The organism is Arthrobacter sp. KKT183 (assembly GCF_055657625.1).
The window spans coordinates 965,839-980,549 of sequence record NZ_CM145770.1; the positions used below are offsets into that span (position 1 = coordinate 965,839).

13 protein-coding genes are annotated in these 14,711 nt (G+C 63.3%); 9 read left to right on the forward strand and 4 right to left on the reverse strand.

Annotation, left to right across the window (positions count from 1 at the left end; all coding sequences use genetic code 11):
* The first annotated feature begins 56 nt into the window (after positions 1–56).
* Both ACZ2GY_RS04705 and ACZ2GY_RS04710 read left to right on the forward strand, forming a co-directional pair.
* Positions 57–278, forward strand: coding sequence for a hypothetical protein (locus tag ACZ2GY_RS04705; protein WP_056548815.1), 222 nt, complete (start codon positions 57–59; stop codon positions 276–278).
* Positions 279–303: 25 nt separating this feature from the next.
* The gene (locus ACZ2GY_RS04710) at positions 304–744 is read left to right on the forward strand and encodes a DUF2975 domain-containing protein (protein WP_471673142.1); all 441 of its coding nucleotides are present in this window, start codon (positions 304–306) and stop codon (positions 742–744) included.
* Positions 745–793: 49 nt separating this feature from the next.
* Here ACZ2GY_RS04710 and ACZ2GY_RS04715 read toward each other — a convergent pair whose 3' ends face one another.
* Entirely contained in the window at positions 794–1,687 is an 894-nt protein-coding gene (locus ACZ2GY_RS04715) for an SRPBCC family protein (RefSeq protein ID WP_056548812.1), read from the reverse strand.
* 411 nt (positions 1,688–2,098) lie between these two features.
* Here ACZ2GY_RS04715 and ACZ2GY_RS04720 point away from each other — a divergent pair, with 411 nt between their 5' ends.
* The 5 genes from ACZ2GY_RS04720 to ACZ2GY_RS04740 all read left to right on the forward strand — a co-directional run bounded on the left by ACZ2GY_RS04720 (position 2,099) and on the right by ACZ2GY_RS04740 (position 9,041).
* Positions 2,099–2,566, forward strand: a complete 468-nt coding sequence (locus tag ACZ2GY_RS04720) for a hypothetical protein (RefSeq protein ID WP_471673143.1) — start codon at positions 2,099–2,101, stop codon at positions 2,564–2,566.
* Positions 2,567–2,730: 164 nt separating this feature from the next.
* On the forward strand, positions 2,731–3,471 hold the full coding sequence (locus tag ACZ2GY_RS04725) for a GAF and ANTAR domain-containing protein (RefSeq protein WP_471673144.1): 741 nt from the start codon (positions 2,731–2,733) through the stop codon (positions 3,469–3,471).
* A 166-nt stretch (positions 3,472–3,637) separates the two neighbouring features.
* Positions 3,638–4,348 (forward strand): hypothetical protein, encoded by a 711-nt coding sequence (locus ACZ2GY_RS04730; RefSeq protein ID WP_471673145.1) that lies wholly within the window; start codon positions 3,638–3,640, stop codon positions 4,346–4,348.
* Between the two features lie 267 nt (positions 4,349–4,615).
* Complete coding sequence (locus tag ACZ2GY_RS04735; RefSeq protein WP_471673146.1) at positions 4,616–7,492, forward strand: putative bifunctional diguanylate cyclase/phosphodiesterase; 2,877 nt, start codon at positions 4,616–4,618, stop codon at positions 7,490–7,492.
* A gap of 574 nt (positions 7,493–8,066) precedes the next feature.
* On the forward strand, positions 8,067–9,041 hold the full coding sequence (locus ACZ2GY_RS04740; protein WP_056548804.1) for a 4-(cytidine 5'-diphospho)-2-C-methyl-D-erythritol kinase: 975 nt from the start codon (positions 8,067–8,069) through the stop codon (positions 9,039–9,041).
* A 60-nt stretch (positions 9,042–9,101) separates the two neighbouring features.
* On the opposite strand, the gene ACZ2GY_RS04745 is transcribed toward ACZ2GY_RS04740, so the two are convergent.
* Positions 9,102–9,341 carry a hypothetical protein gene (locus ACZ2GY_RS04745; protein WP_056548801.1) on the reverse strand — a complete coding sequence of 80 codons (240 nt, stop codon included), beginning with the start codon at positions 9,339–9,341 and terminating at the stop codon, positions 9,102–9,104.
* Positions 9,342–9,751: 410 nt separating this feature from the next.
* On the opposite strand from ACZ2GY_RS04745, the gene ACZ2GY_RS04750 reads away from it, so the two are divergent.
* Together ACZ2GY_RS04750 and ACZ2GY_RS04755 are read left to right on the forward strand one after the other, a co-directional pair.
* Complete coding sequence (locus ACZ2GY_RS04750) at positions 9,752–11,581, forward strand: ABC-F family ATP-binding cassette domain-containing protein (protein WP_471673147.1); 1,830 nt, start codon at positions 9,752–9,754, stop codon at positions 11,579–11,581.
* Positions 11,582–11,626: 45 nt separating this feature from the next.
* Positions 11,627–12,763 carry a VanZ family protein gene (locus ACZ2GY_RS04755; protein ID WP_471673148.1) on the forward strand — a complete coding sequence of 379 codons (1,137 nt, stop codon included), beginning with the start codon at positions 11,627–11,629 and terminating at the stop codon, positions 12,761–12,763.
* Between the two features lie 60 nt (positions 12,764–12,823).
* Here ACZ2GY_RS04755 and ACZ2GY_RS04760 read toward each other — a convergent pair whose 3' ends face one another.
* Entirely contained in the window at positions 12,824–12,991 is a 168-nt protein-coding gene (locus ACZ2GY_RS04760; protein ID WP_471673149.1) for a hypothetical protein, read from the reverse strand.
* A gap of 295 nt (positions 12,992–13,286) precedes the next feature.
* Positions 13,287–14,702 (reverse strand): sugar nucleotide-binding protein, encoded by a 1,416-nt coding sequence (locus ACZ2GY_RS04765; protein ID WP_471673150.1) that lies wholly within the window; start codon positions 14,700–14,702, stop codon positions 13,287–13,289.
* Positions 14,703–14,711: the final 9 nt, after the last annotated feature.

Sequence of the window (14,711 nt, forward strand, 5' to 3'; positions counted from 1 at the left end):
GACCCTCCGCTAGGCTCGAGGCGTTATGCCTGATGGTCTCTCATGGGGGTGGAGCGATGGATGAGTACGTGAGCTCGAGTTTCTTCTGGTTCACACTGGCCCTGATCAACGCGGGTCTTGCGGAACAGAAGAATCGTTCGCGGGGCGTGTGGTTCCTGGTCTCGCTTGTGGTGGGTCCACTGGCCACGGCCCTGATCGTCATCTGGAGGGCACCCGAGCCTGCGGTGCCGTCAATGTCCCACCGCGGCGGGTGGAAGGACCCTGATGAGGGACAGTGAAGCTGGCTGGGACGATGATCGAAGCATGACCAGACACCACATTGCACTCGCCCGAATCCTCATCGGCGCTCTGGCAGTTGGCTCCTTGCTGGCTCAGTTCGTGGTTGTTCCGCAGATTGCCGCTGACGCTGCTGAGCGCTACCCCGAGGTTGCGTACCTGGAGATTCCGTATCTCACTGCAGTTGTGGTTGCGCTCGCTTTCTTCGAGCTTGCCTTGCTGGCAGCATGGCGACTTACGGCCAGGAGAAGGCGACAGAGTCTAACCGATGGCTCACAGCGGTGGATCGATGTGATGACAGCGTCGCTGTGTCTGTCGGCATTGACGGTCGCTGGCATCTGCGTGCACGCGGGGTCCATCGAAAACATTGGCGGGCCCGCGATGTTATTGGGACTGGTCGCCGCCCTCGCCCTGATAGCCGCCGTGGTTGTTCTGAGAAGCAAAGCACCTCGAATACAGGCACCTTAAACGCCACACGGCGGCCTCCCGAAGGAAGCCGCCGTGATGGGTGTGAGAGTTACGGTGCGCCGGGGCGGCTGCCCGGAGGCATGTAGCCGTCGGCCGTCCGATCATCCTCGTCACGCTCGACTGCACTGCGGGTGTCGCTGGCAGCGAGACCGTCGGAGTCGCCGGTTGTGTCGGTAAGTCCGTTGGTCTGGTCGAAGGGCTCACCGAGGGGCCGCTCGGATGCGGTCTCGGGTGCCACGTCCACAGGAGCGCCGCCGACAACAGGGGTGACATCCGGGGGAGTGGTGTCCTCAACCGGAACCACCGGTACATCAACAGTGGTCGCCTCCGTATCGGTGCTCTTCTTGCTTCCCGCTGCTGCCGCGACACCGGCGGCGGCTGCGGCGGCCACGCCAACACCTGCGGCTGCTGCCTTGCCCGAGATACCGGCCTTGCCGCTATCCCCGCGTGAGGCGGCGGCGTCGGTGACGGTTGGGGAACCCATGGTGTCACCGGCGACGGACCCGCGCCAGGCGCCCGTGGCATAGCCCTCGTCCTCGATGAATTCCTTGAAGCGCTTGAGGTCACCCTCGGCTTCCTTCTCGACGACGTTGAGCTTGTCACCGATCTTCTCGATCATGCCTTCGGGCTCGTACTCAAGCTCGAGGCGGATGGTGGTCTGGCCTCCGCCGACGTCCTCAAACGTGACGGCTCCGGCGTTGGTGGCGCCCTCGGTGGCTGCCCAGGCGACGCGGCGGTCAGGCTCCTGAGCAACGATCTTCGCTTCCCACTCGCGCTTCACGCCACCGATTTCGGCAACCCACTGCAGGCGGTCGTCGGTCAGCTGCTCAACCTTCTTCACCCCGCTCATGAAGTGGGGAAATTCTTCGAATTGTGTCCACTGGTTGTAGGCCACGCTCACTGGAACGTTGACCATAATCTGCTTCTCGATCCTCGTGCTCATAGCGTCTCCTTAGGATTGGAACATCAGATGAACGATCAATTCATCAGTATGCTTACCATGCCCATCGACGGTACATCTGACCATGGCTGGGCACAAGAACGACGACGGCGGCGGACGCGGGTGCGTAGACTTCGCCGGTCGGTTGGCGACCATACGGGACGTCCTTGGGGGATTGCGTGAGAAAAGTAGCGGGTTGGCTGTGTATCGGCATCATCCTCGCCTGGGCGGGCGCGTTCCTGGTGATGAAGGTGCGGACAGCATGCTCGTGTTGAACGTGAAGCCTGCGCGTCCGGCGCCCGACGGCGGGTGAACGGGTCCAAGCGCAAACCTATCGTTTAGGTCACGACGCTTCCCGCACCACCCGCGCCCTCTATATGCTCGACAAAACTTCGATCGGTCTCGGGGGAAATCATGCGGAAACTGGCCATTCGGCTGTGTCTCATCATGATGCTCGTCTGGGCCGGCGCCTTTTTCTTCGTCAAGACGCACCACGATTCGGTAGCTGTGCAGCTGGGAGCCGTGGCCGATCAGTTGAAAATCCCTCATGGCTGGACCGTGGTGTCCCAGCACGTCGAGCGGGAACGGTTCATCTGTTTCAACAACAAGTCCTGCCCCACCCTCAGCCGCACGTGGCAGGCTGACCGGGTGCTGGAAGCCGAAGACGTACTGCGCTTGACGGAGGCTTCCGGCTGGGAGTTCGAGCTCAAAGGAACCTGCGAGAGAGGCCCCGAATCCATCGGCCTGAGCAGCGTCTGTTCTGCGCTCGCGAGCTACGAAGGCCACCAGATCCAGCTGAGCGTGGACAGCCTTGAAGCCGGCGCGCCGAGCCTGATCCGGCTGCAGCTGAAGGCCCGTGGGGCCGAGGAAGCCACGGAATGACGACGGCGTGAGGGTCCGGAGAAACATTCCCCCACGGTTGACCTCGTGACCCTCCCCGGGACAGCGCGCTGCTTGACCGCTCTGAGAAGAGCACAACCCACGTGTGCCCCGTAATGAGCGCCGGGAGAAGACCGTGCCGCGCTCACAAAGACAATAATGAGGTGATGAGTATTTCGCAGGAGAACCGGGACCGGGAGTTCGAAGATGCACCAGGTTCGGTGCACGGTGATTTGGCCGAACAGATGCGAGACCTTGCCCGTTCGCTACACACCAAGGACGGCCAGGAAGCTGTTCTTGCGCACATGGTCCGCGCTGCTATCGAGATGATCCCGGGAGCCGAAGAAGCGTCGATCAGCGTGGTCACTGGGCGGTCGAAGATTGAGTCGCATGCCGCTTCGGACGACTTGCCCCGCCTGATTGATGCCCTGCAGGAGTCACTGCAGCAGGGGCCGTGTATCGAGTCCGCTTTCGACCACACCACCGTGCTCGTGACGGACCTTCGGAAGGAGAAGCGCTGGCCGGAATTCAGCCGGGGGGCCGCGGACCTCGGAGCGGCAAGCATGCTGTCATTTCAACTGTTCGTAGAAGGCGACAATCTGGGTGCACTCAATCTGCTGAGCCGCAGCCCCGACGTGTTCGATGAGGAATCCGAACATATTGGTCTTCTCGTCGCGGCCCATGCAGCCATGGCGTTCTCCGATACCCAGAAAATCGACCAACTGCATGACGCCCTCGCGTCACGGGATCTGATCGGACAGGCCAAGGGAATACTGATGGAGCGCTACAAGATCACAGCGCAGCAAGCGTTCATTGTGCTGTCGAAGGTCAGCTCTACCACGAACGTCAGGTTGACCACGGTGGCTGAACGGCTGGCCGCCACCGGAGATTTCCCGTCGGGTGCATGAACGCGACACCAGCCGCCGCATAACGGTTTGCTCACGTGATGATTCCGTGCTGTTGGGCAGGCATCCGGGGCAGTAAAGTCCGTCAGTGGGGATGCAGCACTGCAGGGTTTCTTGCCTGGCGATTCCATGCCACCTCTTATTTACTTCGTTCCGAAAGTACGGTCTCTTGTCCAAGCTCCCAGCAGTCCTCGCCCTCACTGTCACCACCACGCTCCTTCTTGTGGGCTGCACAAACGCAACCGGTGAACCCGAAGCCCGCACCACCACCGCTTCCGCCTCTCCATCGCCGTCCGCAACTCCCACCCCGGAGGAGACCGCCACAGAGGAACCCGCAGAGACCCCTGAGCCGAGCACCGAGCCGTCTCCGGAGCCCAGCGACGAGCCAAGCACTCCGCCCGCCACAGAAGCTCCCGCGGAACCTGCACCGCCCCTCGAGCCGCTCCCCACTGCTCCGGGCGATCCCTTCGTTCCGCCGCCGCACGGCGAGCCAAACCCGGGCACGCCGTTCGTGCCGCCACCCCACGGTGAGCCCAACCCCTTCGCGGGAACGCCCAACACGGTGACGCCTGGCCCCGTCTGGGGTTCTGTGCAGACCGTCGTCCAGGCTGGAACAGCGTTCACCATCACCGGCAGCGGCTACCAGCCGGGCCAGCGGATCACCGTCTTTTTCGGGCCTTCACGCACGGACTACTCGATCATCGGCGAGCAGTCCGCCTACGCAGGCCCTTCCGGGAACTACAGCTTCACCATCACCTTGTCACCGGACATCGCGCCCGGAACCTACGGCGTGCTGACGGCCACTCCGGACGGATTGCCCACCGGACAGACGATTGACGAGACCCGGCGCTGGGCCACCATCGAAGTCGTCGCACCGTAGGGGCAGATGCGAAAGCCGATGACGCCGTAACGGACGACGACGGCGCCCGCCTCCCGCACGGCCAACCGCAGCGACGACGGCGCCCGCCTCCCGCACGCGCTTCCGCAACCACCCGATCCAGCGCAGGAATGACACCGTTCCAGGCGGCTTTGCCGCAGGATTTCCCTAACGCGAGCGAAACGGATGAAGCTCCTTGGTACGGTTCAAGGGTTGTGCGGGCACTGCGTTGTGCCCGGGGGAGTTCCGTTATAGGCAGGAAGAAGTGCTGTGGAAGAACTGGATGGCGCCGCTACAGGAGGAGAAACCTCTACAGCGACCACACGGCTCTTACTACAGGTGGTCGCGGACCAACTCGGGCCATCAGGCACGGAGCGCGTCTTGCGGCGGGCCGGCCTGCAGGCTCAAAAAGCAAAGCTGAGCGGCGTGACCGGGAGGATTCCCCATGCCACTACCGTGCGGCTGTTTGACGCCGCCACCGCTGAAACCTCCAACCCCCGCATCGGTTTGCTGCTCGGCCCCGCCGCCCTGAAGGACCGCGGCCTCGCGCCGCTACGAACCCTTGCCAGAGCGCACGGCTCCACCTCGGTACTGCTGGGCAGCGCATCCCGGCTCTCGACCCGCCTGGACACGGGCTCCGTCATCCGCGCTGATGAGGTGACGGACGGAAAGGCGGTGCTCAGGTGGTGGGTGCTGCCTCCGCACACTCTCCACCAGGTCGACTGCGACTACACCTTCAGCCTGTTGGCCCAGGCCCCCGCCTTGTTTGGTCTGTCGCCGGGGCAGGTCTCCCACGATCTGTGCCAGTTGGATGGCGCAGACGAATGCCGCTATGAGGTGACGTGGAAGGAGAAACCGTTCCGACGCTTCCGCAGGGGCCGAGCGGACCGCCGGAAGAAGAGCGCACCGGTTGAGCTGGAATCAGCCGAACGCCGGCTCAACGCGCTGCAGGGAGCAGCCAACGACTTGACCAGTGGAGAGTCGCTGGCAGAGGTCCTCGAACGAATCGCCAGCAGGGCGAACGTCGCAGTGCATGCACCCGGCCATCTCCTGGCAGTAACCCTTCCTGATGGCAGCCGCCATATCAGCTGCCGCGGCACAGGCACCCTGCTGACCGGGGCGTTGGGCTCCGGTACGGAGCTCAACCTGAAACATCCCAGCATTGCCGGTCTGCCGATAGTCACCTCCCCGGTCATCTCCGCAGACAACTCCTACGGGGTACTGGCAGCCGTTGCGTATCCGGGCCAGGAATTCTTTCCTGAGGACGAGGCCACGCTGAGCGCCTACGCCCACCACGCCGCCGTCGGCCTCGATATTGCGCGGATGTTTATCGAGACCCGGGAACAGGGCGAAACCGCCCAACTGCTCCTGGAGGTGGCGCGCTCGCTGAACCAGCGGTCCACCGTCGAAGCGGTTGCCCAGACAGTCGCCGACGCCGTTCCCGCCCTCTCCGGCGCGGACCGCTCCGCTGTGGCCCTGTGGGATGACGACGCCGGTGAGGTGCGGATCGGCGCGATGATGGGGTGGACGGGCGCCCTGGCGGACAAGCTGGCGAATTACATGACTACGGCTGCAGAGAGCCCGGAACTGGCCGAGATGCTCTCCAACAATCTCCCGCAACTGGCGGACCGGAACGGATCGGCGTGGGCACAGCGCACTGTCGAGGAATTCGAAGTTCAGGCCTTCGCCGGCACACCCATCACCACCGACGGAAAACTGGTGGGAATCATCCTGGCTCACTGGGCTGACGGGCCGGCGCCAACAAGCATCGAGGGTGTGATGACGGAGCGGTTGGCGGGGCTTGCCGGTCTGGCCGGCGTCGCGCTGGACAATGCACGGCTGCTGGAGGAGACCCAGCGGCAGGCGCTCCACGATCCGCTCACCGGGCTGCCCAACCGGGTGAAGCTGGAGAGCAGCATCGAAGCCGCATTGGTGAGGGCTGCCTGGACGGAAGGGCGGGTGGGGCTGCTGTTCTGCGACCTCAACCGCTTCAAGCGCATCAATGACAGCCTCGGGCATAGCGCGGGGGATCTCGTCCTCCAACAGGTAGCGGCCCGGATCACCAATGCAGTACGCGAGGATGATCTGGTGTCCCGCTACAGCGGAGACGAGTTCATCGTTCTCCTCGAGAACCTTCACGCCGATACTGAAGCGGAAGTGCAGGCCGAGGTTGAGGGCATCGCGGCCAGGATCCGGCTCATCCTCGGTGAACCGTTCGAGGTGAACGGAAGGAAGCTGTTCCTTGACGCCGCAATCGGCACCGCGCTCAGCGACACGCTGACAGCCGGCTCACCGGATAACGTCACCCTGGCCGCTCGGAAACTGATTGAACAGGCGGACCTCGCCATGTACCGGTCGAAGGCACGGACCCGCGGGCATGCCCTCGGCAGAATGCACTCTCCGTACCGGCTCCAACTCGAAACAGATCTTCGTGGGGCAGCCGCCAGGGGTGAGTTGCAGGTACTTTTCCAGCCGCAGGTCAATGTGGAAACCCGCAAGGTCGCCGCAGCCGAGGCCCTGTTGCGATGGCGGCACCCGGAGCTGGGCCTGATTTCGCCTACCGAGTTCATCCCGCTCGCCGAGGAGAGCAACCTCATGGGTGAAATCGGCACATTTGTCCTTGCCGAAGCCTGCCGGGCGGGAGCCGCCTGGCACAGCCTCGGCCATCCCATCGAAGTGGCCGTCAACATCTCCGCAGCGCAGCTCAACACCGCCTGCTTTGCCAATTCGGTCACACAAACCCTGGATCAGTCAGGATTCCCAGCCACAGCCCTCATCCTCGAAATCACTGAAACCCAGGTAATTTCGGAAAACGCGGACGTCAGCAGCCTCTGGAATCTGAAGGAACTGGGAGTCGGTATCTCGATCGATGACTTCGGCACCGGGTACTCGTCCATGACTCAACTTCACCGTCTCCCCGTGAGCGAGATCAAGATCGACAAGTCCTTCATCAGCACGTTGGGACCGGACGGCTCCGATGCCTTCGTGGCAGGCATTGTGGGGCTGGCGCGCGGCCTGGGCCTCCGGGTTGTCGCCGAAGGTGTGGAGAACACCCAACAGCTTGCCGCCCTCCACGCACTGGGGTGCGAACGCGCGCAGGGCTATTTCCTTGGCCACCCGGTTGACTTCCGGCTCTTCCAGCCGTAGCTCAACGTCCAGCACCATCTTCAACGGCGGGATTGAAGATGTGCAGACCCCGTTCACGCCGAAGGCCTGACAAGCGCAACCAGATTGTCACCATCACGCCGAGCGGCCAGCAACTGCTGAAGGAAAGCAAATCTATCGAGGAGAAGCTGAAGCTTCCTGAAGCACTACGCCGCACCTCACTCAGGGACCACGCCCGCAGTGTGATCCAGACCTTCGAGCGGAAGAGGTGACATCCAAGCACGGGCAGCCAGCGTCCTCTGACTACTCACCGGCGCCCGATTTGGGAACCGGCCCCCTAACGCATACGTTGTTACTGGATGAGGCGTCCGTAGAAAACGAAAGCATGGTGCAATCGGTTTGGAACTCATCGACCTGTTTATTGGTATGGCTATTCTCACCGCCCCCGTCCTGTTCCTCGCTTTGGCCGCCAAGGTAATCCTTGATCGCCGGGCCAGCGCACAGCGTCTTCGGCCCCTCCCTGTCGAAGTAACGGCTGACAACCAGCGCCGCTAAACCCGCAGGCACAGCACCTGGCAGTTTCTCCTCAGCCCTGACGTGATCTAAGTTGGACAGCATGGTGGCTGGGAGAACGGCAGGGATGCGCGCAGCGGGTCCGCGCGCAGTACGGGTGAAGGCGCCGGGCAAAATCAACGTCTCCCTCCGGGTGGGTCCTCCCCGCGAGGACGGCTACCACAGCGTCGCCAGCGTCTACCTCGCCGTCTCCCTGTATGAGGAGATCACCGCTACAGCTACGGACGACGGCGCCATCACCGTTACGGTGGACGGCCAGGGCAGCCTCAACCTCCCGATGGAGGAAATTCCCCTCGACGCCAGCAACCTCGCCGCCCGCGCGGCCGCACAGCTGGCTGAGCTGAGCGAGAAGTCCACCGGCGTTCACCTCAACATCACCAAACGGGTTCCCATTGCCGGCGGTATGGGCGGCGGCTCAGCTGACGCCGCAGCGGCCCTTCTCGCCTGCGACGCTCTCTGGAACAGCGGCTTCTCCCGGGACGAGCTCGCCAAGATCGCCATCGACCTCGGCGCGGACGTACCATTCGCGCTCATCGGAGGCACCGCCGTCGGAGTCGGGGTGGGGGAGCAGCTCACACCCGCCATCTCGAAGACGCCGCTGCACTGGGTGCTGGTGCCTTCGGCGTTCGGGTTGTCCACGCCGGAGGTGTACCGGACGCTCGATGACCTCCGCCTCGCCGGCGGCGAGCAGCCTCCGGAAATTCCCGAGATCGACCCGCAGATCCTCAGTGCCATGCGTTCCGGCGACGCGCACACCCTCGCCGACCTGCTCCACAATGACCTGCAGGCTGCGGCTTTGGAATTGGCGCCGGAACTGAAGGACGTACTCGCGGCCGGTAGGGAAGCGGGTGCGCTCGCCGGTATTGTCTCCGGGTCCGGGCCAACGGTCGCGTTCCTTGCCGAGTCCGAGGACCACGCCGCCACCCTGGACGCCCTCCTGGCCGCAGCCGGGCTCACCACCGAACTGGTGCATGGGCCGGCGCACGGTGCGAGGGTTGTCAGCGACTACATCGCATAGCCCGCTTTCACCAAGCAGCTCCCGGAAACAAGCTCTCCGAAGAATCCGCCGGAGTCCGTACTAGTTTGCGATCCGCAGCGCCGGGTAGGGGCCGGCAGTTGTCGATTCCTCCCGCCGAGAAATTTCCTCGCGGAGTTCTTCCTTCCGGAATTCGGTCTCCATCTCCGGGGTACCGAGCAGATATTCCGCATCCTGGGCGCGGTGAATCTTGCTGTTCAGCACGTGCAGGGCACGGTCAGGCAGAGTGCGCAGGCTTTCAGGAAAAGGCTGCGTGGAGGTGATTTTGCTGTTGAAACTCATGGTTGGTTCTCCTTACGTGACCCGGGAGCTGTCACGGGAACGGGCAGCTGGCAGGAGGGGTGATCCGCGAGAAATACGGGTCAGGCGCTCCAGCCGGGTGCCGGTGGGGTGGAGGATAAGGTCTGGAGCGCTGCTCCAGGGAAGGAAGCGGCTGTGTGGCTTCCGGGTGGTGATGTGTAACCACAGCCAGGCATCGCGGGAACGCGGTGCGGGCGGTAACCGATCCTGTGTACTCAAGATCCGTCGAGGGGACGTGTATCAATGACTCCTCCCTCACCGTACAGCATGCACAGAGGGAACGGTGCTTCTGGAGGGCACTATCTCAGCCACTTACTGCACGGGTGTTTCTCCGTGCGCCCCGGAGTGTTCTAAGTTGGACACTGATCCCCATAACGAAAGCAGTATCTACGTTGGCTCATCTCCTCGGTGCTGAGAACATCAGCGTCACCTTTGCCACCCGCACCATCCTGGACGGCGTCACCCTCGGACTGGAGGAGGGCGACCGTATCGGTATGGTCGGCCGCAACGGTGACGGCAAGTCGACCCTGATGCGCCTGCTCGCGCAGCGCACCACGCCCGACGACGGCCGCGTGACCAAACGCCGCGACGTCACCGTGGGCTACCTCAACCAGAACGACGTGCTCGACGGCGACCTCGACGTCGGCGCCGCCATCGTGGGCGACCAGGCCGACCACGAGTGGGCGTCCAACCCGAAGATCCGCGACGTCATGGGCGGTCTCGTGGCCGAGGTGGACTGGCACGCCCGCGTGGACTCCCTCTCCGGCGGGCAGAAGCGCCGCGTGGCACTGGCGAAGCTGTTAATAGGGGACGACGACGTCATCATGCTCGACGAGCCCACCAACCACCTCGACGTGGAGGGCGTGGCCTGGCTCGCGGAGCACCTCAAGCAGCGCTGGCGTCCCAGCGAGGGCGGGCTGCTGGTGGTCACCCACGACCGCTGGTTCCTCGACGAAATCTCGACCCGCACCTGGGAAGTCCACAACGGCATTGTGGACGGGTTCGACGGCGGATATGCCGCCTACGTCCTCGCCCGCGCCGAACGGGACCGCATGGCCAACGTGATTGAGGGCAAGCGCCAGCAGCTGGTGAAGAAGGAACTCGCCTGGCTGCGCCGCGGTGCCCCGGCACGGACCGCCAAGCCGAAGTTCCGCATCGAGGCGGCCAACGCGCTCATCGCGGACGTTCCGGAGCCGCGGGACTCGCTCGCCCTCAGCAAGCTGGCCACCGCCCGGCTGGGCAAGGACGTCCTTGACCTCGAGAACGTCTCGCTGGAGCTGGGCGACAAGCAGCTGTTCAAGGGGATCACCCTGCGGTTGGCGCCGGGGCAGCGGCTCGGGATCGTCGGGGTCAACGGTGCCGGCAAGACCACGCTGCTGCGGCTGCTGAACGGAGAGATGACTCCGACGTCCGGCAGGTTGAAGCGCGGCAAGACGGTGCAGACGGCGATCCTTTCGCAGGACGTACGCGAGCTGGACGATTCCAATCACCTGCGCGTCACCGAGCTGATCGAGCGGGAGAAGCGGGTGCTGTCCGTCGGCGGCAAGGAAGTATCGGCGAGCCAGCTGGTGGAGCAGCTCGGTTTCACGAACGAGCGGCAGTGGACGCCCGTCGGTGACCTGTCCGGTGGTGAGCGGCGGCGTCTGCAGCTGTTGCGTCTGCTGGTGGGGGAGCCGAACGTGCTGATGCTCGATGAGCCCACCAATGATCTGGATACCGATACCCTCGCCGCAGTTGAGGATGTGCTGGACGGCTGGCCGGGTACGCTGATTGTGGTTTCTCACGACAGGTACCTGCTCGAACGCGTGACCGATACCCAGCTGGCGCTGCTGGGTGACGGGAAGATCCGCGACCTGCCCGGCGGTGTGGACCAGTACCTGCAACTCCGCCGGGGAGCGGCAGTATCCGGCGACAAGCTAGCCGGCACCCCTATGGGCTCGGACAGCGGCAACGGCACGACGGCGGCGGCACCCGGGTCCGCGGGCCCGTCACCGGAGGAGACCCGCCAGGCGAAGAAGGACCTGACCCGCATCGAGCGGCAAATGACGAAGACCAGCTCGCAGATCGAGAAGATCAACCAGCAGATGAGCGACGCCGGCAGCAAGGCAACGGTCGACTTCGAAAAGATGTCCGGCCTCGACGCCAAGCTGCGCGAACTGCAGGCCGAGCAGGAGTCTCTCGAGGAGCAGTGGCTGGCGGCTGCCGAAGTATTGGGGGAATAGCTGCTGGGGGAGTAGCGCGCGGGAGTAGTACCGAACGGAGGAATCATGGGGGCGTGGACGTGGCCGGCCATCGTCGGTGTTCTCTTCGGTACGGCTGCCTTCCTCGTGATCCTGGTGCCGGTGCTGGCGTATCAGTACCGGCGGTACGGACGTTTTACAGCGCGCCGTGCGCTCGGCGTGGCAGCGGTAAGCGTGTACGGAGCTGCCGTAGTGGCGTACACGCAGCTGCCGCTGCCTGACAGCCGCGGGAGCCGGTGCCCGACGCCGGGTTTGAGCCCGCAATGGCAGCCGTTCTCGTTCGTATCGGACATCGCTGAGGTGGCGTCGGCATCCGGCACACTGGGCCTGCTCACCAGCCGCACCGTTTTGCAGGTGTTCTTCAACGTGCTGTTGTTCGTGCCGTGGGGAGTCATCCTGCGCGGCTTCGCTGGGCGATCCGTCCTGGTGGCCACGCTGACCGGGCTTGCTGCGTCACTGGGGATCGAGGCGACGCAGGCTACCGGGCTGTGGGGCTTCTACGAGTGTCCCTACCGGCTGGGTGATGTCGATGACCTGATCCTGAATACTTCCGGAGCGTTGCTCGGTGCCTTGGTGGCTCCGGTGGTGCTGTGGTGGATGCCCCGTCCGCAGACGTTCCGCGCGAGCCAACAGTTGCCACGACCGGTGACCAACCTGCGGCGCTGGGTGGGTATGGCGGTGGATGTGGCGGCCTTTCACCTGGTGGGTTTCGCGCTGGTGGTCATGTATCGGCTGTTGCTGCCGCAAGGGCTGGTGCTACCGGATGAGCTCACTCTCGTCGAAGCGATCCTGCTCACGCTGGTGCCGGCACTTGTCGTGTTTTTCCTTCCCGCCTGGCGTGGTACCGGAGCGTCAATCGGTCAACACGCGATGCGGCTGACCCCGGTGTGGAAGGGAAAACCTTCGTGGGGTCGCAGGACATGGCGTGCCGCGTCAGTGGGTGGAACGTATGCGCTGTTGCTGTTCTGCTCGCACTTGCCGGGCGGCGCGGCGTGGACGGACGCCGCTGGAGTACTTGCTTGGTTCCTGTTGCTAGCTGCGTTCGTGGCAGTTCCACTGACCGGTCAGCGCGGATTGTCGGGAGTGGTCAGCGGAGCGAGTCTGCGGGACGAGCGCCTGGCGAACATACCGGCGCTTCAATCGGGGGCGCCGGAACGGTCGTGACGAAGACGAGTTCGCACAGTCGACTGACATGTCGCGGAGGTTCGGCATCTGCGCCGGTGATCACCGGCGGGACTGCGCGAGCTGGCGCCTGCTGCACTGGTTAGCCGTTACCCAGGCACGCCGTCCCTCGGATTGCTCAACCCACTGGATGTACACCAGTTCGCTGGTCCAGGCCTGAGCGAAGGCGGGATAGGTTTCGCGGCGACCGGAGGGCCAATTCAGTTCCACCCAACAGGGAACCCCTTTCGGCGGTCGCGTAATGCCCGCTGCAGGCTCCGCCCATTGTGTCGGGGGACTGCAGCCATCTCGATGGGGTGGCGGTGCGGCCTCATGCGGCGTCCAGCTTGTCTGCTGTGGCCTCGGCAGTGGTGGTACTTATTGCAGTCGACTCGAGGCCGATTTGAGGAGTTACGGCTCCTTATCAAACCCATCACGCGGAAGTCGCTAAACGCTCGTACATCATGCGCGGGCACTTGCTCGTTCGTCGTACTGCTGACTCCGCGCGTATCGGGGAAACGTTAGCTCAAGAACGCAGAGCGTCCACGTACTCCCTTAGCCGTTGCGACATGGGCGGTGGTTCAAAACCACTGGAGATTGTCTTGGATAGGTCCAGGGTGCTATTGAGCGGTCTGGGGGCCGAATGCGCCCTATCAGCGAAATAGTCGGCTGTGCTCACCCCGCTAACATCGCTACGGCTTCGTCCACATATCTGGAAAACCTCTGCGGCGATGTCAGCCCATGTTTGCGGTTCTCCCGAATTACTGACGTTGTATGTTCCGGGTGCTGCATCCGATGCGAGAAGGTGAAGAATGGCCGCCGCGAGATCTTCGGCAAAGGTCAGACGCCCAGTCTGATCGTTGACCACTGAGGGGCGTATTCCTCTCTCTGCCAACTGGACCATGGTCCGGACAAAATTCGCCCCTTCTCCTACGACCCAGCTCGTTCGGAGGATATAGTGCTTTGGGACGTTGGCAACAACAGTGTCCCCCGCAGCCTTAGTTTGCCCGTACACGCCGAGCGGACTGAAAGGCTCATCTTCCGTGTGAATTTTTCGTGCGCCGTCGAAGACATAATCGCTCGACACGTGCACCAGCGTGATTCGATGTTCCGTTGCAATGCGAGCGAGTGTGGATACGCCGGCAACGTTCGCTGACCAAGCCTCCAACCGTCCTTCATCCGTCTCGGCGGCGTCGACAGCGGTGTAGGCGGCAGCGTTTATGATCGTGGAGTATCTTGCCCAGTCACGCGATATGGCAATATCCGCTCTACTTAGGTCGATTTGAGCGCGCGTAGCTAACTCCACGTTAGGCGAATCTACTAAAGCGTCTTTCAGCGCAGCACCGAGCTGCCCGCCCGCCCCCAGCACCAATATCTTTTTAGGTTCAATGGGGGTGACATCCGCAAGCTGCGGGTGCGCCTCATCCTTCGCTGAAAGCTCCGCATGAGCGAGAGGGATGGGCCAAGGAATACGCACGGTGTCGTCCGCCAGATTGAGAAACGCGTACTCGCCTTGAGCTTCCGCGGACCAATGGTCATTCACGAGATAGGTGTAAGCAGTGTTGTGCTCAAGAGTTTGAAAGGCGTTGCCGACGCCTCGTGGAACGAATATGGCGCGAGAAGCGTCCAGCTCGGCGGTGAAGACCGACCCAAATGTGGACCCCTGTCGTAGGTCCACCCACGCTCCAAAGATCCGCCCGGTCGCAACTGAAATGAACTTGTCCCACGGTTCAGCGTGAACCCCCCGAGTGGTCCCGGCCAGTGCATTGTACGAAATGTTGTTCTGGACGGGTCCGAAGTCGGGTAGACCAGCCGCGATCATCTTTTCTCGTTGCCAGTTTTCCTTAAACCAACCGCGGTTGTCCCCGTGGACTGGCAGGTCAAATAAAACTAGCCCCGGAATGGTCGTTTCAGATGCCGCAAGTGGCTGTGACATTCGCATGATCGTGTA